Here is a 20,277-nt window from a genome sequence, read left to right on the forward strand (position 1 = left end):
GAATTATCTACTTTTAACGCAACTTATTGTATATTATATTGAGCGGGTTAAAAATATTATTCAAGCAAACAGTCATTTATGGATTAGCTACGGTGCTTCCTAGAATGCTTAGCTTTATATTAGTGCCACTCTATACCACAAAAGGGGTTTTATCTTCGGTGGCCGAATATGGAGAAATTAATATTATTTTCTCCTATTTTGTACTATTTAATGTGGTTTTGGCTTATGGGATGGAAACCGCTTTTTTTAGGTTTTTCAACAAAGACGAAGATAAAGATGCTGTAATAGGCACTTCTGCAATTTCTCTTATAATATCTTCCTTTCTGTTTTTTGTAATAGCCTTAATTTTTCAAAATCAAATAGCAAATTATATTGATATTAACGTTATATACATCAATCTTGTTATTTGGATTTTACTGTTTGATGCTTTGGTTATTATTCCTTTTGCTTGGTTAAGAGCTACACAACGCCCCATGCGATATGCAATTATTAAAATATTCAATGTTGTTGTTAATATAGGATTGAATTTGTTTTTCCTGCTAGCACTAAAAAAGTTGGCTATAAACAATTCTTTTTTTGATAGTATTTACAAACCAAATTTTGAAATCAGTTATATATTGATTGCAAACCTAATAGCAAGTGGTATTACGGTGCTTTTAATGGCATCGTTTTATACCAAAATAAAATATGTGTTTAATACTGGTTTATGGAAAACGATGATGCGTTACGCATTTCCAGTATTAATTGCAGGGGTTGCATTTTCTATTAATGAAACCTTTGACCGTATTTTATTAGATAAATTATTGCCAGAAAATATTGCGGAAACCGAGATTGGAATGTATTCTGCATGCTACAAATTAGCACTATTTATGACGCTTTTTGCTACAGCTTATAGATTAGGCATTGAACCCTACTTTTTCAGTCATTCTAAAAGCGAAAATCCTCAAAATAACTATGCGAAAATCTTAAACTTTTTTGTGGCTTTTGGGTCTATCATTTTACTATCGGTGGTTGTTTTTGCAGATATTATAAAACCAATAGTTATAAGAAGTGAAGCCTATTACGAAGCAATGTGGGTTGTTCCAATTATTTTGTTGGCCAATTTCTGTTTGGGAATTTATCACAATTTATCAGTTTGGTACAAAATTACGGACCGTACAAAGTTTGGAGCCTATATTTCGGTCTTTGGTGCATTGGTGACCTTGACTTTAAATTTTTGGTTAATTCCTGTGATGAGCTATAAAGGTTCTGCTATTGCGACACTTTCTGCCTATGGTTTGATGATGTTTTTATCCTATTATTTTGGAAGAAAATATTATCCAATTCCTTATGATTTGAAAAAAATAGGATTGTATTTATCCATTTCTATCCTATTTTCATTCCTATCTTTTTATGTCTTTAGAGAAAATTATCTTGTTGGAATTCCATTGTTAATTGTATTTTTGACTTTTGTCTATTCTTCAGAAAAAAATCAAATAAAAAAGCTTTTAAAAAAATAACATGCAAATTAAAATAATAAACAAATCGAATCATGCTTTGCCTCACTATGAAACGGAGGCATCGGCAGGAATGGATTTACGAGCCAATTTATCAGAATCGAGAACATTAAAACCTTTAGAAAGAAGCATAGTGGGTACAGGTTTGTTCATAGAATTGCCAATAGGTTACGAAGCACAAGTACGTCCGCGTAGTGGTTTAGCTGCTAAAAAAGGCATTACCGTTTTGAATGCGCCAGGAACTATTGATGCCGATTATAGAGGTGAGATAGGAGTGATTTTAGTGAACCTTTCCAATGAAGATTTTACCATAGAAAATGGCGAACGTATTGCCCAATTAGTAATCGCTAAACACGACCGTGCAGAATGGATTGCCGTTGAAGAACTTTCGGAAACCGTTCGAGGAGAAGGTGGTTTTGGAAGTACTGGGATAAAATAATCCCACCCCGACCCTCCCAAAGGGAGGGAGTTGCTAACAGTAAAGATTAAAGAATAACATAAAATTTCTCCCCAAGGGGGAAAACTCAGGCAGAAATATAAATTAAGTTTAACATAAAAATCCCCTCTCCTTTGGAGAGGGCTAGGGAGAGGAATGAAAATAATAGTACCCATGGCAGGACGTGGTTCTCGTCTACGCCCACATAGTTTAACCGTACCAAAACCTTTAATTCCGGTGGCGGGTCAACCCATAGTGCATCGTTTAGTAAAGGACATCGCCAAAGTTTTAAAGCAACCTATTGATGAAATAGCTTTTGTTTTAGGTGACCCTGCTTTTTTTGGTGACGATGTGGTTGAAAGTTTACAGAAACTAGCAACCGATTTAGGTGCAAAAGCATCTATTTATCGTCAAGATTTACCTCTGGGAACAGGTCATGCCATTATGTGTGCAAAACCATCTTTATCGGGGCCTGCAGTAATCGCTTATGCCGATACCTTGATTAGAGCAGAATTTGATTTAGACCCCGCAGCAGATAGCGTTATTTGGACCAAACAAGTTAATAACCCAGAAGCTTACGGAGTTGTGAAATTAAATGCCAACCAAGAGATTGTTGAATTGGTTGAAAAACCCGAAAATTTTGTAAGCGACCAAGCCGTTATTGGTATTTATTACTTTAAAGATGTAGCTATTTTAAAAGAAAAACTACAACAAATTTTAGATGAGAACGTTACCAATGGAGGCGAATACCAAATTAACGATGGTATAAAACGTATGATGGCAGATGGTAAAATATTTAAAACAGGTACCGTTGATGAGTGGATGGATTGCGGAAACAAAGCCATAACCGTTGAAACCAATGCAAGAATGTTGGGCTTTTTAAAGGCTGATGGAGAAGAACAATTAGTGGCAACTTCGGCGAAATTACAAGACTCAAAAATTATTGAACCTTGTTTTATTGGCGAACATGTGGTGCTTAAGAACAGTACAGTTGGTCCTTATGTATCTATTGGAAATAACTGTGTTATTGAAAATTCAATCGTTAAAAATAGCTTAATACAAACACATACCACTATCAAAAATGCTAATTTAGATGAGGCGATGATTGGTAATCATGTAAAATATGATGGTAAGTTTACTAGTGTAAGTATTGGTGATTATTCGGTGTTGGAATAAATTCTGGAGTTTATGCTGAGCGAAGTCGAAGTAAAGGCAGGAATCTCAAATTTAAAAAGGATGAAGCATTGGTATGTATATATCATGGCAAATAAACCAGATGGAGTTTTATATATAGGAATAACAGATAACATTGACGAGCGAGTAAAAGAACATAAATTAAAAGTATACCCTAAGTCCTTTAAGGCAAAATACAATTGTGGTATGCTTGTTTATTTCGAAGAATTTCAAAACGGTATTAAAGCTACTTTAAGAGAAAAACAGTTTAAAAAATGGAAAAGAGATTGGAAAATTAAGCTCATAGAAGAAATGAACCCTAGTTGGACAGATCTGAGTTTAAATTGGAACTTAAATTATAATAAATTAAGAGAATAATAAGATACCTGCCTGCGCAGGCATATATGAAACAAAAAATCTACATACTCATTTTACTCTTCGGAATCGTTGTTTTTCCGCAGGTGAATTATGCCCAAGTAGATTTTAATAAAAAGCCCGATGACGATCTAGGCAATGTAGAAGACAAATTTCAAGAACTTTTTTATGAAGCTTTAAAGCAAAAAGGGATTGAAAATTATGACCGATCGGTAGATGCGCTTTTAAAATGTATTGAATTAGATAATTCGGTGCCTGTTTTATATTTTGAATTGGGTAAAAACTATATCAAACTTAAAAATTTTGGCGCAGCTGAAGAAGCCTTAAAAAAAGCGATAAGCAAAGAACCTGATAACGAATGGTTTTTAGATGCGCTTTATGGGTTTTACATGGAACAAAGTGAGTTTGATAAAGCCATTAAAACCGTTAAGCAATTGGTGAAATTCCACTCCGATTATAAAGAGAATCTAGCGGCATTATATGTAAAAACCAAAGAGTATAAGGAAGCTTTAAAAATTTTGGACGAATTAGATGCTGAATTTGGTATTTCGGTAGAGCGAGATTTTATGCGTAACCAAATTTATGAAGCTACTGGCCGCAAAAAAGACCAGATTAAAAATTTAGAAGCACGTGTTGAAGATAATCCGGATAAAGAATCCAATTACCTGCAGCTTATCTTTCGATACAGTGAAAACAACGAACAAGAAAAAGCGTTTGAAACGGCTAAAGAGCTGTTAAAAATCAATCCTAATTCGCAGATTGTTCATTTAGCATTATACAAGTTTTATTTGGATGATAACAATGCCGAAAAAGCAATTGAATCAATGAAAATTGTGGTTAAAAGCCCTGAAATAAAACCAGAAGCAAAGCTTAAAGTGCTTACAGATTTTGTTCAGTTTGTTGGTGATAATCCGCAATACGAAGCCGATTTAGTAGAAGCAACAGCCTTAGTGAGCGATAGTAATAATAGCAAAACCCTTACAGAACTAGGGCAATATTATTTAGCGAAAAACAACAAGCCAAAGGCTTTAGAATATTTTGAATCGGCATTAAAAATTGATGCAGAAAACTTTAGTGTGCTTCGAAACGTATTGTTACTTTACATAGATTTGAAAAAGTTTGATTTGGCAGAGAAAAAGAGCCATGAGGTGATTCAAAAATATCCAGCACAACCGTTGTTTTATTTAATTAATGGGGTGGCATTAAACCAATTAAATCAACCCCAAAAGGCGACTGATATTTTGGAAATGGGATTGGATTTTATAATCGATGATAACAAAATGGAAATCGATTTTTATAATCAATTGAGTATATCATACGGCTTATTAAGCAATACAGCAAAAGCAAAAACGTTTAGTGATAAAGCAAAACAATTAGAAACTTCAAATTAATGAACCTACTTAAGCACGCCGTTTTATTTCTTTTAGTTTTATTGGTATGTCATTGTAAGGCCTCCAAAACCATTGGTGGAGGAGAGGCGAATTTTAATTTAAATGCCAAACAGCTTTTAAGGGAAAATGATAAAAAAACACCAAACTTTAAAACGTTGCAATCTAAGCTTAAAATAGCATATAGTCAAGATGGTAAAGAGCAGTCTTATACTGTAAATTTTAGAGCAAAGAAGGACGAAGTGCTATGGTTAAGTGCTGCGTTTTCGGTAGTAAAAGCATTAATTACTCCTGAAAAAGTGAGTTTCTATAATAAATTGGACAACACTTATTTTGAAGGTGATTACAAATATTTAAGTAATTTGTTGGGGACTGAATTGGATTTTCAAAAGGTTCAAAATTTACTATTAGGAGAAGCTATTTTTAATTTAAATGTGAGTACTTATGATGTTTCGGTGACTAATGATGCATACATTTTACAACCAAAACAACAGCGCGAACTGTTTGAGATCTTTTTTTTGCTTGACCCCGTTCTTTTCAAAATAAAATCGCAGCAAGTATCGCAACCAAAAGAGTTTAGACACTTACAGATAGATTATTTATCATATCAAGAGGTAGAAAAACAAACATTACCCGAGCGTATAAAAGTTATTGCTGTTGAAGCCAATAATGAAACCATTATAGATTTAGAATTTAAAAGCATTACTTTAAATGAAGATTTAGGCTTTCCGTATAAAATACCCTCAGGTTTTAAAGAAATAAAACTTTAATGTTACAAAATAAACAACCATTTAAAATAATATTACTACTAAGCCTTATGTTTTGTAGTGCTTTTGTGTTTTCCCAAAGCGCAAAGCAACAGGAACTTGAGGCACGTAGGCAAGAACTTCGTCTGGAGATTCAGAAAATAGCCCAATTACGTGCGGAAAACCAGAGTAAAGAAAAGTCGCAATTAACATTAATTCAAGATTTCAAACATAAAATAAATGTGTTGGATAATTTGATTAAGGTCACCAACCAACAAGCCAATTTATTAACACGCGATATTAATTACAACCAAAGAAAAATATCGAGTTTAAGAGACGAATTAAAGGTTTTAAAGGAAGATTATGCCGCTATGATGGTGAAGTCTTATAAAAGCAAAAATCAACAGAGTAGAATCATGTTTTTACTATCTGCCAACGATTTTAAACAAGCCTATAAGCGTTTGCAGTATATGAAACAATATACAGACCACCAAAAAGAACAAGGCGAAACGATTAAAGCAAAAACGGCCGAATTACAAGCTATTAATTTAGACTTGTTAAGACAACAAGAAACCAAGAAAAAACTGATTGCCGAAAATAGGGAAGTTCAAAAAACTTTAGAAGCAGAGCGCAAACAGCACGAAGAATTAATGAAGGCTATCAAGAAGAATCTATCTGTTTATGCTACTCAAATAAAACAAAAGCAACGAGAGGCCGATAGAATAGACGCTGAAATAGACCGTATTATTAAAGAAGCCATAGCAAAATCCAATAAAAAAGCAGGAAACACGAATGTGGCGAGTTCTTCAAATTTTGCTTTGACTGCTGAAGAAAAAGTGTTAGCCGCTAATTTTGTGGCGAACAAAGGCAAATTGCCTTGGCCAATAGAGAAAGGCTATGTAACGCTTGGTTATGGAACACAACCACATCCCATAGATCATTCGTTAACCATTAAAAGTAATGGGGTGAGAATTGCTACCGAAAAAGGGGCTAAAGTGCGTGCCGTTTTTAATGGAGAAGTAAGTGCGGTACTTAAAATGAAAAACGTAAATCCCATTGTAATGATTCGTCATGGTGATTATCTAACCTTATATAAAAACTTATCTGAGGTTTATGTTAAAGAAGGTGATAAAGTAACTACCAAACAAGTAATTGGAGAGGTGTTTACAAATCCTTCAAACGGTGAAACCATCTTAAGTTTTTCAATTTCTAAAGGAACAGCCACCGAAAATCCAGCATCATGGATTTTTAAAATGTGACGAAGTCATCCTGGACTTGTTTCTGGATCTCATAAAATTCCTGCGTAGGCAGGAATCTTAGTATTTCAAATTTACAGAGCTACTCAAACAATGCCTTTAGCTCTGTCGCTTCACTAGGTTTTATTTTTCCAGACAGCAATAAACTTAATTGTTTGCGTCGCAAAGCAGCTTCAAAACGTTGTTTTTCGATGTCAGTTTCTGGTAGTACTTCAGGAACCAATACAGGTTTTCCAGTATCATTTACAGCCACAAATGTATAAATGCCTTCGTTGGCTTTGGTGCGTTCACCAGATTCCCTGTCTTCAATCCAAACATCAATAAATACTTCCATCGATGTTTTAAAAGCGCGTGATACTTTAGCCTCCACGGTTACCACACTACCTAAAGGCACTGCTCTGCTAAAAGCGACGTGGTTTACAGATGCCGTAACAACAATACGTCTACTATGGCGTCTCGCCGCAATACTAGCAGCTCTATCCATACGGGCCAATAATTCGCCACCAAAAAGGTTGTTTAAAGGGTTGGTTTCACCAGGTAAAACCATATCGGTAAGAATCGTTTTTGATTGTTCGGGTGTTTTTGCTTGCATCATAACATGTTTGGTTATGTCGCAAAGGTAAAAACGATTTTATAATTTAGGATGTCTTTTGGGATATAATACCATTTAAGCTTTGAAATGACCGCAATAAAACACCCTTTTTTCCTTTCTACTTCAAAATGAAATACAACCGTAGCTATGGCCATACTTGAATTTTCTTTTTTGTATAAAGAAAAAAATCATTCTTTTATTTTACAGTAATTTAAAAGCTTAAATGGTATAATTATTCTACAACCAGATCTAGATCCTTAACGTCCAACCATGCCTCTTCGTTGTGCGTTTTTCTTATATCACGCAAAGCTTTCAAAGCCTCTTCGGCAGTTTCATAACTACCATAAACAACTTCGTGTAAACCGTATTTGTTTACGCCAATTTTTCTGGCATTAAAACCTTCTGCCTGCAGTTGACTAACAATTTGATCGCAGTTCTCTTCAACTCTAAAAGCACCTGCAATAACATGATAATTGCCAGATTGCTTGGTAACATTTAATGTAATGGCAGGAAGTGGATTTAAATTAAATGTAGCTTGTTCTATTTTTGCATCTAATTGTTGGTATGCTTCCTCTTGAGCTATTTGATTGTGTTGCTCAATTTGGTCTATATAATATTTAGACGACACCAATCCGCCTAGAGTTAAGGCTATTAACGCTACGGCAGCATATTTAAAATATGGTTTAGCTCTGCGTTTTTCAGGAGTAATTGTTAACGGAATTACTTTTTCAATAGCTTCAACCTCTGTTTTATAAACTTCTCGAGAAACTCTTGGTGATACCAATTGAGATAAACCAAAGGAATCGGTTAAATAGTTTAGTTGATAAATAGGTTCAAATAAAATTTTGCCTTCCTTGTTAAAGGTCATGTCACCAATATTTTTAAAAGTAATGGTCTCACCTTGTGTTAAATAGGATTTAATAGCATGAACACGTTTTGCGATTTTATCAGTAGCAACTTCAAAAGGAATTTTTTCCACATCGGCAATATAATGAGCCAACAAACCATCATTCGTTTGAATCTGCTCATTAAAAGACACCGTTTTTTTTGGTGGATAAAAGGTGTTGGTAGCATCATCAATAGTTGCAGATGCACGTTGCGTTAAAAATGAACCAAATTCGGGTATGGTAACACACTCGTATCTATAGAGTAAATCGCTTATGTAGGTTTCTAATTGCATAAAAACAAAGTTAAAAAATTATAGATATCAATAAAACTTAGAACGGATTATTTATTAACAATGCCTTACCAAACTGGTACTTGATCGAAGTTTGAAAAGAATAAAATTAGATTTTATGAAGAATACAGGTGTTTTTAAATCTCAATTATTGAGTAAAAATTCTTTTATTGCAGTTTCAAAATCAACACTATAGAATGACTGATAACGATTTGCTTTACACTTTAGCTTTACAGCACGTGCCAAATATTGGAGATATTACGGCCAAACGGCTTATTTCGCATTGTGGAACTGCCGAAGCTGTTTTAAAGGAAAAGAAACAAAATTTACTCAAAATTGATGGTATTGGTAGTGTTATTTTAAGCGATTTGAATAAAGCCAATCATTTAAAAGAAGCCGAAAAGGAAATTGATTTTATAAAGAACAACAATATAAATGTATCCTTTTTTAAAGATGATAACTACCCCGAGAAACTAAAACACTGTATTGATGGTCCTATTTTATTATTTCAAACGGGAAACATTCATTTGAAACAGCAGCGTATTATAAGTATTGTAGGGTCTAGAAAAATTACGACAAGTGGTGTTGCCTTTTGTGAAGATTTGGTAGAAAAACTAGCAATTTACAACCCTGTTATTGTTTCAGGGTTTGCCTACGGAACGGATATCACAGCACACAAAGCAGCTTTAAAGCACAATTTGCAAACCATTGGTTGTTTAGCACATGGTATGAATCAAATTTATCCAGCAGTTCATAAAAAGTATATGGATGATGTAGAGAAGAACGGTGGTTTTTTTACCGATTTTTGGAGTAGTGATAATTTTGATAGAAACAATTTTTTAAAAAGAAATAGGGTTATTGCCGGTGTAAGTGAAGCAACTATTGTTATAGAATCAGCCGAAAAAGGTGGAAGTTTGGTAACCGCCGATATTGCTAATTCATATAATCGCGATGTGTTTGCGGTACCAGGCAGAACTACCGATTTACAAAGTACTGGGTGCAATAATTTAATTAAATACCAAAAAGCACATATGATTACTACAGCTTTGGATGTACCTTATATTTTAAATTGGAAATTAGAAGAAGAAACTAAACCAGCCATACAAAAACAATTATTTGTTGAGTTGGATACTACTGAAAAAGTAATTTACAACTACCTAAAAGATAACGAAAAGCAACAATTGGATATGATTGCTATTAATTGTGACCTGCCTATTTTTAAAATAGCCGGTGTGTTGCTGAACATGGAATTAAAAGGCGTTATTCGACCGTTGCCAGGGAAATTGTTTGAGGTTATCTAAAATTCCTGCAAAGGTAGGAATTTGTTAATATCCAACTTTCTCCCTAACACGTTTCAAAACATCATTAGCAACCAATCTAGCTTTTTCGGCACCAATAGCTAATGCGGCATCAATTTCGTTAAGGTTGTTCATGTAGTAATTATAGCGTTCGCGTTGGGTTTTAAAGGTCTCAACAATTAATTCAAATAAGGCTTGTTTGGCATGCCCATAACCATAATTACCATTTTCGTAATTGGCTTTCATGGTTTTAATTTGTTCTTCGTTTGCCAACAAATTATAAATAGCAAAGCAGTTACAGGTACTCCAGTCTTTAGGTTCTTCAAGTGGTGTGCTATCGGTTTGAATGGTCATTATCTGTTTGCGTAGTTTTTTGTCATCTAAAAAAATGTTGATGGTGTTGTCTCTACTTTTACTCATTTTTTCGCCATCGGTACCCGGAATAAGCATGATGTTTTCCTCTACTTTTCCTTCAGGTAATACAAAAACATCTCCCATTTTCGCATGAAAACGAGACGCAACATCACGGGTCATTTCAATATGTTGCAATTGGTCTTTACCTACAGGAATTATTTCGGCATCATACAATAAAATATCGGCCGCCATAAGCATGGGATAGAAAAATAAACCTGCGTTTACATCTTCCAATCTATCGGCTTTATCTTTAAAACTATGCGCTAAAGTTAAGCGTTGGTAAGGAAAAAAGCAGCTTAAATACCAGGACAACTCAGTAACTTGCGGAATATCACTTTGTCTGTAAAACACCGTTTTTTCAATATCCAATCCAAATGCCAACCACGTAGCCGCTACCGAGTAGGTGTTTTGTTTTAATGTTTCGGCATCTTTAATTTGGGTTAAGGTATGTAAATTGGCAATAAATAAAAACGATTCGTTTTCAGGGCTGTTTGCCATTTTTATTGCGGGCATCAATGCGCCTAAAATATTTCCTAAATGTGGTGTTCCCGTACTTTGTATGCCTGTAAGTATTCTTGCCATAATATTTCCTGCGAAGGCAGGAATCTTTTTAATTAAACAAAAAGGCAAAGGTAATTTTTTTAATAGAATTGCTCAATACAATTATGTATTTTTGGATGCGATGAAGATTTTTAAATATCTATTCTGGATTTTATACCGTATTTGGTTCTACATACTTGTAGCATTGCCAATACTTATTATGTTTCCTATACTTTTAATTTCCGTTTTAAAGGAATCGTGGTATCCATTCTTTTTTAAATTGGCTCGTATTTGGGCTAAAATAATTTTAATAGGTATGGGCTTTAACTGGAAGATTGAAAGCGAGCAAACGCCCGAGAAAGGTAAAAGCTATATGTTTATTGCCAACCACACTTCTATGACAGACATTATGCTTATGCTGGTTTCGGTGAAAAACCCGTTTGTTTTTGTTGGAAAAAAAGAGCTGACTAAAATTCCGTTATTTGGATTTTTCTATAAGCGTACTTGTATTTTGGTTGATAGAAGTTCTGAAAAAAGTAGGAAAGTCGTTTTTTTAAGAGCGCAGAAACGATTGAAAACAGGGGTAAGCATTTGTATTTTTCCCGAAGGCGGTGTGCCAGATGAATATATTGTGTTAGACGAATTTAAAGACGGTGCTTTTAGGTTGGCCATTAACCATCATATTCCTATTGTACCAATAACTTTTGCAGATAATAAAAAGCGACTTTCCTATACCTTTTTTAGTGGAAGCCCTGGAAAAATGCGCGTAAAAATCCATGATTTTTTATTGACCGATAATTTAGCGGTTAAAGACACCAAAGCTTTAAACAAAAAGGCGTGGAACGTTATTTTAAAACAATTACAAGCCTTCAACGAATAAAAAAAACTGCTCTGGGGGGAGCAGTCTTTTTCGATATTAATTTCCGAGCTTAATGAAAATTAATACCCAGATCTAACCAAAAATCTAGAACTTAATGGTGAATCCAGTATAAACACCTATAAAAAAAGGTGTGAAATTACCAGAAGTATTATTAAACGTGTTAATTTGATATTTAAACATAGGCTCTAAATTCAAATCTATTTTTTTAGAGACTTGGTAGTTAAAGCCAACACCAAAATTAGCACTATAGCTTACTTTATTTATATTGCTTGCTTCACCCAAAAAGGTTCTTGTGCCACCTTCGGCTTCAGAAAATATTTTATTATCACTTAAAAAGAACGAACTAAAGCCACCAATAACGTTAATACCCAATTTATTGTTAACAAGGGCGTACTGAATTTCTAAAGGCACTTCAATATAGCCTAAAGCTTGATTGATAGAGGTGTTTGTTGTTGCAAACGTTTCGGGTTTTGCATTTAAAGTTTCACCGCTAATTAATGAAACATTATCGGAGGCGTTACTTGTGCTCGCATTAACATTTTGTAGGTCACGCGTACTGGAACTTACTCCCAACGATTGATAAACAATTACATTGTTGGTATTATAACCTAAGTTCACTTTGTTAATGCCCGAACGTACCTTTATTTTATCGCTAACAACATAACTGGCACTAATACCATAGCTCATGTTAACTTCCCCCGTTTTAGAATTGCTGTTAAATTGCGGATCTATAGACGAGCCTTCACCCAAGCTATTAAAGTAAACTGGTGCCGCATTTGGAGTAATACGCCATTTGTTTGTGTTTTTTTCTTTTTCAACAACATCTTTATTGCTGTCTAAGGCTTCTTCTATCGTCAACGAATTTTTTTCTTTGTTTTCAACTTTTGCAACAGTAGTGTTGTCTTTTGAAGCGTTGTTGATTAATTCTTTGGCTTTTTCGGTGTTGATTAATGATTCTTTGTTTTGAAGTGTTTCATTGTCTTGAGGCGTTTCATTTTTGTTTTCAGAATTATTAGTAACAGCAGAATTTGTTGATTTATTTTTTTCTTCGGAGTTTGAAGCTATTGCATTATTGTTTGGGATTGTTATACTGTTTTTTACATTCGATTTTTTATTTGAAGCTATACCAGATTGATGAGTGCTTTTATTTTTATTGGTTGAAGAAGAAGTATTTGTTATGGATGGTTCTTGAGATTCTTCAGTTATATTTGATGCAACTTTAGTGTTATTTTGAGAATCATTTTCTAAACTGTTTTGTACGGGATTATCATTTTCAACAGCAATTTTAGTGTCGTTTGAAGGGTTTGAGTTTCGTGTTTGAGCACCTTCAGTATCAACCACTATAATTGGGGTGTTATTTTCTTTATCAAAAAAATAAGTACCACCAATAGTCAATAGTAATGCCAATAGCGCTGCAACACCTGCGTATTGCCACCATATGGGTATAATACGGCGCTTTTTCTTGTCTTGGTTAAGTTCTGCTTCAATGTTTTTCCAAACGGCATTGCTAGGAGTCGCTTCAAAATCTTTAAAGTGTTCTTGAAATAACCTATCTATATGTTTTTTATCATTCATTTATAATGATTGTAAATTTTGCGTTGTTTTGTAATCTTCAATAGTCTGTTTCAAAGTTTGTCTAGCACGTGCTAAATTGGATTTTGAAGTGCCTATGTTTATATCTAGCATATCTGCTATATCTTTGTGAGAATAACCATCTAGCACATATAGGTTAAAAACCAATCGGTACCTATCAGGTAATTCTTGAATGATTCGTAAAAGATAGTCGATAGAGATAGATTCCTCATCAACGTCTAATTCAATATCATCAATTACATTTTCATTTATAATATCAAAAACCTTTTCGCTTCTGTACTTTTGTAATACGGTATTTATAGTAACCCGCTTTAACCAGCCTTCAAAAGAGCCTTTGCTTTTATACTGACCAATTTTTTTGAAAATTGTTATAAATGCGTCTTGTAAATTGTCTTCCGCTTCGGCATAATTACGCGAATACTTTAAGCACACAGAGAAAAGTTTGCTCGAAAAGAGTTTATACAATTCACTTTGTGCTTTAGTATTATTTATTTTACAACTTTCTATGAGTTGATCTAAACTCAAAATTAAACAGGGAATTAATTAATACTTAAGCTTACTCTGTTACTGGCACTTCAATAGTTAAGTATTGATCTTCTCCATTGTCATCCTCACCTTGCCAAAACTTAAAAATGTAGGAACCATTACTTGTAACTATAAAGTTAAAAGTAGCGTCTTCAGTAACATTATCCAAAGTTTCGCAATTATCATTTTCATAAACCAATGTTATTGGTGCCACAGTACGCTCATTTAGGTTTTTAGAATAATAAAATTCTTTAAAAATATGACATGCTGTGGGTCTCAAATATGTAACCGTTATAGGATATGTTTCTCCCAATACAAATTCACTAGGTATATCAACACTCTCTACCGGTAAAATTTCAAAGCTGTAGTTACTACCGTTATCATCTATACTACAAGAGATAAGTAAAACGAAAGCTAAACTTAGAGCAATTAACTTTTTCATGGATTATTTTTCTTTTTTTTCTTCTAATACATAGATGCATTGACACCTGAAAGGTTGCGTATTAAAATAAAAAAATCCCGAATTATCGGGATTTTTTAAACTATTCTGAAGCCGAAGCGGCTTTGGCTATTTTTCGAACCTTGGTTTCGAGCTCGTCCATGAGCTCTGGATTGTCTTTTATGAGTGCTTTTACAGCATCTCTACCTTGGCCCAGTTTTGTTTCTTCATAACTAAACCAAGAGCCACTTTTTTTAATAATCTCGTTTTCAACAGCAATGTCTAAAACCTCTCCGACTTTGCTTATACCTTCGCCGTACATAATGTCAAATTCGGCTGTTTTAAATGGCGGAGCTACTTTGTTTTTAACCACTTTTACGCGGGTTTTATTACCTGTAACATTACCATCGGTTTCTTTTATTTGGGTAGAACGACGAATATCTAACCTCACCGATGCATAAAACTTTAAAGCATTACCACCCGTTGTGGTTTCTGGGTTACCAAACATAACGCCAATTTTTTCACGTAACTGGTTGATAAATATTACAGTACAATTTGTTTTGCTAATTGAAGCTGTTAGCTTTCTTAAGGCTTGAGACATTAAACGCGCATGTAATCCCATTTTAGAATCACCCATTTCCCCTTCAATTTCACTTTTTGGTGTTAAGGCTGCCACAGAATCGATTACAACGATATCAATCGCCCCAGAACGAATTAAATTATCTGTAATTTCTAAGGCTTGCTCACCATTATCTGGTTGGGAAATTATCAAGTTTTCTAAGTCTACGCCTAATTTTTCAGCATAAAATCTATCAAAAGCATGTTCAGCATCAATAAAGGCCGCAATGCCACCAGATTTTTGTGCTTCGGCAATAGCATGTAACGTCAGGGTTGTTTTTCCCGACGATTCAGGTCCGTAAATCTCAATAACACGTCCGCGTGGATAACCGCCAACGCCTAAGGCAATATCCAAACCAAGAGACCCCGATGAAATAGCATCAACATCAACAACTGCTTGATCGCTCATTTTCATTACAGTGCCTTTCCCGTAGGCTTTGTCTAATTTATCTAATGTAAGTTTTAGTGCTTTTAATTTAGCTTCTTTTTCGCTGCTCATTTTATTTTTATTTTCTAAAGTAATGAACGCTAAAATAGTATAAGTTTCGTCATCATACAATTTTATAACGCAACCTTTATAAACATTTTGCATCTAATAATAAATAGTGGGAAGATATTGCTATGAAACACCCGTGAGAAAAAAAGCTTCACGCGTACGAGCATAATTTATAATGGGTGTTACATCTGACAATTAAAAAAACATTAAAATATGCAGATGAAACAAATATTAAGAATGCTTTAAACGCAGACTAACTCAAACTATTTTTGGAAGCACTTATTACTTAATAGTAATAGGTGCTTTTTTTTGGACTTAAATTGGGTGCTTTTTTTTAAAATCGTACTTTTGTCCCTTTAAAATATTCTTTAACCTTAAAAAATTAGTATAGCATGCAACTGTACAATAAATTAAGCGCAAAAGAAAGAGCAGAATTAATCGATAAAACAGGCAAAAATCGATTAACACTTTCTTTTTATCAGTACGCCAAAATCGATAATCCTCAAACCTTTAGAGACCATTTGTTTTTAACCTGGGACGCATTAGATGTTTTAGGTAGAATTTATGTTGCCCATGAGGGTATTAATGGTCAATTATCGTTACCTGCCGATCGTTTTAACGAATTTAAAGCCCATTTAGATAGTATCGATTTTTTAAAGGACATTCGTTTGAATGTTGCTGTAGAGCAAGACAACAAATCGTTTTTAAAACTGAAAGTGAAAGTGCGTAACAAAATTGTTGCCGACGGTTTAAACGATGATACGTTTGATGTTACCAATAAGGGCATTCATTTAAAGGCTGAAGAATTTAATCAGTTTATTGAAGATGAAAACACGGTTTTGGTTGATATGCGAAACCACTACGAAAGTGAAATTGGTCATTTTAAAAATGCAATAACACCCGATGTTGACACCTTTAGGGAATCGTTGGATATTATTGAAGACGATTTAAAAAACCATAAAGAAGATAAAAACTTAGTGATGTATTGTACTGGTGGTATTCGTTGCGAAAAAGCCAGTGCCTACTTTAAACATAAGGGATTTAAAAATGTGTATCAGTTAGAAGGCGGTATTATTGAGTACACAAGACAAGTAAAGGAATACAATCTCGAAAATAAGTTTTTAGGACAAAATTTCGTGTTTGACGAAAGACGTGCCGAACGCATCAGTGAAGATGTTATAGCAAACTGCCATCAATGCGGTAAACCGTTCGATGTGCATACCAATTGCGCAAACGATGCATGTCATTTGTTGTTTATTCAGTGCGACGCATGTAAAGAAGAAATGAACAATTGCTGCTCAACAACCTGTAAAGAGATACATGCGCTTCCTTACGAAGAACAAAAAGAACTCAGAAAAGGGCAGGGCAACAGCAATGATATCTTCAAGAAAGGACGTGCAGACCATTTGCCTTATAAAAAAGACTTAAGGAATATTTTCGACCATTTCAATACTAATAAATAGTTTCGACATGCAAAAAATTGAATTAATGGCTCCAGCAGGGAACTTCGAGTCCTTGAAAGCCGCTTTAGACAATGGTGCAGATTCTATATATTTTGGGGTCGAACAACTAAATATGCGTGCCAGAGCGTCTATTAATTTTACTTTAGACGATTTACCAGAAATAGCAAGACGATGTGAAGCCAAAAATGTTCGAACGTATTTAACTTTAAATACGATCATTTACGATCACGATTTATCTATCGTAAAAACGTTAATCAGTAAAGCAAAAGACGTTGGAATTACTGCCGTAATTGCCATGGATCAAGCGGTTATAATGACAGCAAGGGAAATTGGTATGGAAGTGCATATTTCAACTCAAATAAATATAACCAATATTGAAACGGTTAAGTTTTATGCCCTATTTGCCGACACAATGGTTTTAAGTCGGGAGTTAAGTTTAAGACAGGTAAAAAAGATTACCGAGCAAATCGAAAAAGACCAAATAAAAGGACCTTCGGGGAAATTGGTTGAGATAGAGATTTTTGGTCATGGTGCACTTTGTATGGCGGTTTCTGGTAAATGTTATATGAGTTTACATGCATATAATTCATCGGCAAACAGAGGAGCTTGTAAGCAAAATTGCAGAAAAAAATATACGGTTATCGAGCAGGAGACTGGTTTTGAAATGGAACTGGATAACGAGTACATTATGTCACCAAAAGATTTATGTACTATCGATATTTTAGACCAAGTAGCCGATGCAGGCATTAAAGTATTAAAAATTGAAGGTCGTGGCCGTGCCCCCGAATATGTAGCTAAAGTGATTAAGTGTTACAGACAAGCCATTGATAGTTTAGAAGACAAAACCTTCGAAAAGGAAAAAGTAGTTTTGTGGATGCAAGAGCTTGAGAAAGTATATAACCGCGGATTCTGGAATGGCTATTATTTAGGTCAGAAATTGGGCGAATGGAGTGAAGGTTCTGGGTCGCACGCAACGCAAAAGAAAGTTTATATAGGCAAAGGCACGCACTTTTTCCCGAAACCTCAAATAGGAGAGTTTAAAATTGAAGCTTACGATATTACGGTTGGCGATACTATTTTAATTACAGGGCCAACTACTGGCGCTAAAGAACTTGAGGTAACGGAAATGATGGTGAATGATGCAAAATTATCAAGAGGAACAAAAGGAGATCTGGTAACGATTCCGCTTGGGTTTAGGATACGTCCTTCAGATAAATTGTATAAAATAGTAGAAAATAAAGTAGAAGCTTAATGGTTGTTATTACTTTACAACGCCATAAATGTATTGGCTGCAATTACTGTGTGGAATTTGCGCCAAAACAGTTCCAAATGTCTAAAAAAGATGGAAAAACGGTGTTGTTACATGCTGTAGATAAAAAAGGATTTTTCACGTTAAAGTCTAACGATCATACTATTTTAGAAGCTTGCGAAAACGCTTCAAGAGCTTGTCCGGTAAAGATAATAGACGTAAAAGACATTTAATTTTTATTCGATTTAAATAGTCTATATAATAATCTTATCTTTACCTTTTAAAAACAATTATAAACCTTCATTCGTAATAAGTTAATTATTAACGAATTCAATATATAAAAACTTATGGCTTGTAACAGTTGTTCAACTGGTAAAGACGGTCAACCTAAAGGATGTAAAAATAATGGCACTTGCGGCACCGATAGTTGTAATAAACTAACGGTTTTCGATTGGTTAGCCAACATGTCGCTTCCTAATGGCGAGAAACCATTTAGTTGGGTTGAAGTACGTTTTAAAAACGGAAGAAAAGAATACTATCACAATACCGATAATTTAACTTTAAGTATAGGTGATGTTGTGGCTACACAAGCCCAATCGGGTCATGATATAGGAATGGTTACCCTTGCAGGTGAATTGGTACGTGTTCAAATGAAACGCAAAAACATCTCAGAAACTCCCGAAGAAATTCTTAAAATTTACCGAAAAGCAAGTCAAAAAGATATTGATATTTGGAAAGATGCACGTGATAGAGAAGAACCTATGAAGGTACGCGCACGTCAATTTGCGATTGATTTAAAGTTGCAGATGAAAATTTCTGATATCGAATTTCAAGGCGATGCCAGTAAAGCAACTTTTTATTACACCGCTGAAGAGCGTGTGGATTTTAGAGAGCTTATTAAGGTTTTCGCACGAGAGTTTAGAACGCGTATTGAAATGAAACAAGTAGGGTTTCGTCAAGAAGCATCAAGACTTGGTGGTATTGGCTCTTGTGGGCGCGAATTATGTTGCTCTACTTGGTTAACAGATTTTCGTTCGGTAAGTACCTCGGCAGCCCGTTACCAGCAATTGTCCTTGAACCCGTTAAAGTTAGCAGGACAATGTGGCAAACTTAAATGTTGCTTAAATTATGAGCTGGATAGTTATCTTGATGCTTTAAAAAGTTTCCCGAAAACCGAAATAAAACTGCAAACCGAAAAAGGAACTGCAGTATGCCAAAAAACCGATATTTTTAAAGGACACATGTGGTATGCCTACGAAGGTGAATGGGCTAATTGGCATAAAATAACTACCGAACAAGCTAACGAAATTATTGCTTTAAATAAGAAAAACCAAAAGGTCGCTAGCTTGGAAGAATATGCTTCGGAACTTACCGAAGAAAATACTAAAACCGAGTTTGAAAACGTTGTAGGTCAAGATAGTTTAACACGTTTTGATAGTCCAAAACCTAATAAAAAACGTAAAAACAATAAACGTAAAGATAATCGGGGAAATAAAAGCACTACATCTGAAAAAAACACAAGCCAAGATCAAGGTGTTAAAAAAAGTAATAATAGAAACAAGAAAAATAGAAATAAACCTCAAAACACTAAAAATGTTGAGAAATAATATTCCGTTATTTTTATTATTAGTTTTTATTATGTTTACATCTTGTGACCCTAATCGTGTATTTGATGTATATCAACCCGTACCAAACAAGTGGCATAAAGACTCTGTTGTTAGTTTTACTATAACACCACCAGACTCTATAAATGCCTACGATTTATTCGTAAATTTAAGAAACACAAATGCCTATAAATACAACAATTTATTTCTAATTGTTGAAATGGTATTTCCGCATGGAAAAACAGTAACAGACACTTTAGAATATAAAATGGCAGACCCATCAGGGAAGTTTTTAGGCACTGGATTAGCCGATATTAAAGAGAATAAGCTTTGGTACAAAGAGCAGGTTGTTTTTAAAGAAAAAGGAAATTATGTGGTTAATATTCAACATGCTATGAGAGAAAACGGAAAAGTTAATGGCGTTGTAGAGCTTGAAGGTATTACTGATGTGGGCTTTAGAATTGAAAACCTAGTAAAAAATAACGATTAACTAAATGTCACTTCGAGTGATTTTGATTT

21 protein-coding genes are annotated in these 20,277 nt (G+C 34.3%); 14 read left to right on the top strand and 7 right to left on the bottom strand.

From position 1 onward, the window contains the following. Positions 1–38 precede the first annotated feature (38 nt). The 7 genes from ACGLWY_RS09770 to ACGLWY_RS09800 all read left to right on the top strand — a co-directional run bounded on the left by ACGLWY_RS09770 (position 39) and on the right by ACGLWY_RS09800 (position 6,873). A complete protein-coding gene (locus ACGLWY_RS09770; protein WP_396619695.1) occupies positions 39–1,499 on the top strand; it encodes a lipopolysaccharide biosynthesis protein in 1,461 nt (486 codons plus the stop codon). 1 nt (position 1,500) lies between these two features. Beyond that, the gene (gene dut / locus ACGLWY_RS09775; RefSeq protein ID WP_396619495.1) at positions 1,501–1,935 is read left to right on the top strand and encodes a dUTP diphosphatase; all 435 of its coding nucleotides are present in this window, start codon (positions 1,501–1,503) and stop codon (positions 1,933–1,935) included. A gap of 153 nt (positions 1,936–2,088) precedes the next feature. Next, the gene (locus tag ACGLWY_RS09780; RefSeq protein ID WP_396619496.1) at positions 2,089–3,108 is read left to right on the top strand and encodes a sugar phosphate nucleotidyltransferase; all 1,020 of its coding nucleotides are present in this window, start codon (positions 2,089–2,091) and stop codon (positions 3,106–3,108) included. Positions 3,109–3,168: 60 nt separating this feature from the next. Then, positions 3,169–3,483, top strand: coding sequence for a GIY-YIG nuclease family protein (locus ACGLWY_RS09785; protein ID WP_396619696.1), 315 nt, complete (start codon positions 3,169–3,171; stop codon positions 3,481–3,483). Positions 3,484–3,509: 26 nt separating this feature from the next. Continuing rightward, the gene (locus ACGLWY_RS09790) at positions 3,510–4,871 is read left to right on the top strand and encodes a tetratricopeptide repeat protein (protein ID WP_396619497.1); all 1,362 of its coding nucleotides are present in this window, start codon (positions 3,510–3,512) and stop codon (positions 4,869–4,871) included. Next, entirely contained in the window at positions 4,871–5,638 is a 768-nt protein-coding gene (locus ACGLWY_RS09795; protein WP_396619498.1) for a DUF4292 domain-containing protein, read from the top strand. Before ACGLWY_RS09790 ends, ACGLWY_RS09795 begins: the two co-directional genes overlap by 1 nt. Beyond that, a complete protein-coding gene (locus tag ACGLWY_RS09800; RefSeq protein WP_396619499.1) occupies positions 5,638–6,873 on the top strand; it encodes a murein hydrolase activator EnvC family protein in 1,236 nt (411 codons plus the stop codon). The genes ACGLWY_RS09795 and ACGLWY_RS09800 overlap by 1 nt, the downstream gene beginning before the upstream one ends. A 79-nt stretch (positions 6,874–6,952) precedes the next feature. On the opposite strand, the gene ACGLWY_RS09805 is transcribed toward ACGLWY_RS09800, so the two are convergent. Next, positions 6,953–7,462, bottom strand: coding sequence for an acyl-CoA thioesterase (locus ACGLWY_RS09805; RefSeq protein WP_117173808.1), 510 nt, complete (start codon positions 7,460–7,462; stop codon positions 6,953–6,955). A 232-nt stretch (positions 7,463–7,694) separates the two neighbouring features. Further along, complete coding sequence (locus tag ACGLWY_RS09810) at positions 7,695–8,642, bottom strand: SPOR domain-containing protein (protein WP_396619500.1); 948 nt, start codon at positions 8,640–8,642, stop codon at positions 7,695–7,697. A 194-nt stretch (positions 8,643–8,836) separates the two neighbouring features. Here ACGLWY_RS09810 and dprA point away from each other — a divergent pair, with 194 nt between their 5' ends. After that, positions 8,837–9,940 carry a DNA-processing protein DprA gene (gene dprA, locus ACGLWY_RS09815; RefSeq protein WP_396619501.1) on the top strand — a complete coding sequence of 368 codons (1,104 nt, stop codon included), beginning with the start codon at positions 8,837–8,839 and terminating at the stop codon, positions 9,938–9,940. 24 nt (positions 9,941–9,964) lie between these two features. On the opposite strand, the gene trpS is transcribed toward dprA, so the two are convergent. After that, positions 9,965–10,933 carry a tryptophan--tRNA ligase gene (gene trpS / locus ACGLWY_RS09820; RefSeq protein ID WP_396619502.1) on the bottom strand — a complete coding sequence of 323 codons (969 nt, stop codon included), beginning with the start codon at positions 10,931–10,933 and terminating at the stop codon, positions 9,965–9,967. 100 nt (positions 10,934–11,033) lie between these two features. Between trpS and ACGLWY_RS09825 the strand changes: the two genes are divergently transcribed. Further along, positions 11,034–11,771, top strand: a complete 738-nt coding sequence (locus ACGLWY_RS09825) for a lysophospholipid acyltransferase family protein (RefSeq protein WP_396619697.1) — start codon at positions 11,034–11,036, stop codon at positions 11,769–11,771. An 84-nt stretch (positions 11,772–11,855) separates the two neighbouring features. Here ACGLWY_RS09825 and ACGLWY_RS09830 read toward each other — a convergent pair whose 3' ends face one another. From ACGLWY_RS09830 to recA, 4 genes are all read right to left on the bottom strand, one after another. Then, the gene (locus ACGLWY_RS09830; RefSeq protein ID WP_396619503.1) at positions 11,856–13,346 is read right to left on the bottom strand and encodes a hypothetical protein; all 1,491 of its coding nucleotides are present in this window, start codon (positions 13,344–13,346) and stop codon (positions 11,856–11,858) included. Next, positions 13,347–13,889 (bottom strand): RNA polymerase sigma factor, encoded by a 543-nt coding sequence (locus ACGLWY_RS09835; protein ID WP_396619504.1) that lies wholly within the window; start codon positions 13,887–13,889, stop codon positions 13,347–13,349. It lies immediately after the preceding gene. Positions 13,890–13,920: 31 nt separating this feature from the next. Further along, positions 13,921–14,331, bottom strand: coding sequence for a hypothetical protein (locus ACGLWY_RS09840; protein ID WP_396619505.1), 411 nt, complete (start codon positions 14,329–14,331; stop codon positions 13,921–13,923). A gap of 100 nt (positions 14,332–14,431) precedes the next feature. Further along, complete coding sequence (recA, locus tag ACGLWY_RS09845) at positions 14,432–15,445, bottom strand: recombinase RecA (protein WP_396619698.1); 1,014 nt, start codon at positions 15,443–15,445, stop codon at positions 14,432–14,434. Between the two features lie 389 nt (positions 15,446–15,834). Between recA and ACGLWY_RS09850 the strand changes: the two genes are divergently transcribed. From ACGLWY_RS09850 to ACGLWY_RS09870, 5 genes are all read left to right on the top strand, one after another. Continuing rightward, a complete protein-coding gene (locus tag ACGLWY_RS09850) occupies positions 15,835–16,905 on the top strand; it encodes a rhodanese-related sulfurtransferase (RefSeq protein ID WP_396619506.1) in 1,071 nt (356 codons plus the stop codon). A 7-nt stretch (positions 16,906–16,912) separates the two neighbouring features. Further along, on the top strand, positions 16,913–18,157 hold the full coding sequence (locus tag ACGLWY_RS09855) for a peptidase U32 family protein (RefSeq protein ID WP_396619507.1): 1,245 nt from the start codon (positions 16,913–16,915) through the stop codon (positions 18,155–18,157). Next, positions 18,157–18,387, top strand: a complete 231-nt coding sequence (locus ACGLWY_RS09860) for a ferredoxin (protein WP_396619508.1) — start codon at positions 18,157–18,159, stop codon at positions 18,385–18,387. The genes ACGLWY_RS09855 and ACGLWY_RS09860 overlap by 1 nt, the downstream gene beginning before the upstream one ends. A gap of 114 nt (positions 18,388–18,501) precedes the next feature. Further along, complete coding sequence (locus ACGLWY_RS09865; RefSeq protein ID WP_396619509.1) at positions 18,502–19,761, top strand: stage 0 sporulation family protein; 1,260 nt, start codon at positions 18,502–18,504, stop codon at positions 19,759–19,761. Further along, positions 19,748–20,248 (top strand): gliding motility lipoprotein GldH, encoded by a 501-nt coding sequence (locus tag ACGLWY_RS09870; protein WP_396619510.1) that lies wholly within the window; start codon positions 19,748–19,750, stop codon positions 20,246–20,248. Before ACGLWY_RS09865 ends, ACGLWY_RS09870 begins: the two co-directional genes overlap by 14 nt. The last annotated feature ends 29 nt before the right edge of the window (positions 20,249–20,277 follow it).

Origin of the sequence: Mariniflexile sp. HMF6888 (assembly GCF_044335535.1) — a bacterium.
In the GTDB taxonomy this organism is placed as follows: Bacteria; Bacteroidota; Bacteroidia; order Flavobacteriales; family Flavobacteriaceae; genus Mariniflexile.

Bases quoted from the DNA above. Each gene is read 5' to 3' on its own strand.
- dprA (WP_396619501.1), top strand. From the start codon at position 8,837: ATGACTGATAACGATTTGCTTTACACTTTAGCTTTACAGCACGTGCCA.
- ACGLWY_RS09860 (WP_396619508.1), top strand. From the start codon at position 18,157: ATGGTTGTTATTACTTTACAACGCCATAAATGTATTGGCTGCAATTAC.
- ACGLWY_RS09785 (WP_396619696.1), top strand. From the start codon at position 3,169: ATGAAGCATTGGTATGTATATATCATGGCAAATAAACCAGATGGAGTT.
- ACGLWY_RS09840 (WP_396619505.1), bottom strand. From the start codon at position 14,331: ATGAAAAAGTTAATTGCTCTAAGTTTAGCTTTCGTTTTACTTATCTCT.
- ACGLWY_RS09825 (WP_396619697.1), top strand. From the start codon at position 11,034: ATGAAGATTTTTAAATATCTATTCTGGATTTTATACCGTATTTGGTTC.
- ACGLWY_RS09780 (WP_396619496.1), top strand. From the start codon at position 2,089: ATGAAAATAATAGTACCCATGGCAGGACGTGGTTCTCGTCTACGCCCA.
- recA (WP_396619698.1), bottom strand. From the start codon at position 15,445: ATGAGCAGCGAAAAAGAAGCTAAATTAAAAGCACTAAAACTTACATTA.
- ACGLWY_RS09850 (WP_396619506.1), top strand. From the start codon at position 15,835: ATGCAACTGTACAATAAATTAAGCGCAAAAGAAAGAGCAGAATTAATC.
- ACGLWY_RS09790 (WP_396619497.1), top strand. From the start codon at position 3,510: ATGAAACAAAAAATCTACATACTCATTTTACTCTTCGGAATCGTTGTT.
- ACGLWY_RS09810 (WP_396619500.1), bottom strand. From the start codon at position 8,642: ATGCAATTAGAAACCTACATAAGCGATTTACTCTATAGATACGAGTGT.
- dut (WP_396619495.1), top strand. From the start codon at position 1,501: ATGCAAATTAAAATAATAAACAAATCGAATCATGCTTTGCCTCACTAT.
- ACGLWY_RS09830 (WP_396619503.1), bottom strand. From the start codon at position 13,346: ATGAATGATAAAAAACATATAGATAGGTTATTTCAAGAACACTTTAAA.
- ACGLWY_RS09800 (WP_396619499.1), top strand. From the start codon at position 5,638: ATGTTACAAAATAAACAACCATTTAAAATAATATTACTACTAAGCCTT.
- ACGLWY_RS09805 (WP_117173808.1), bottom strand. From the start codon at position 7,462: ATGCAAGCAAAAACACCCGAACAATCAAAAACGATTCTTACCGATATG.
- ACGLWY_RS09870 (WP_396619510.1), top strand. From the start codon at position 19,748: ATGTTGAGAAATAATATTCCGTTATTTTTATTATTAGTTTTTATTATG.
- trpS (WP_396619502.1), bottom strand. From the start codon at position 10,933: ATGGCAAGAATACTTACAGGCATACAAAGTACGGGAACACCACATTTA.
- ACGLWY_RS09865 (WP_396619509.1), top strand. From the start codon at position 18,502: ATGGCTTGTAACAGTTGTTCAACTGGTAAAGACGGTCAACCTAAAGGA.
- ACGLWY_RS09855 (WP_396619507.1), top strand. From the start codon at position 16,913: ATGCAAAAAATTGAATTAATGGCTCCAGCAGGGAACTTCGAGTCCTTG.
- ACGLWY_RS09795 (WP_396619498.1), top strand. From the start codon at position 4,871: ATGAACCTACTTAAGCACGCCGTTTTATTTCTTTTAGTTTTATTGGTA.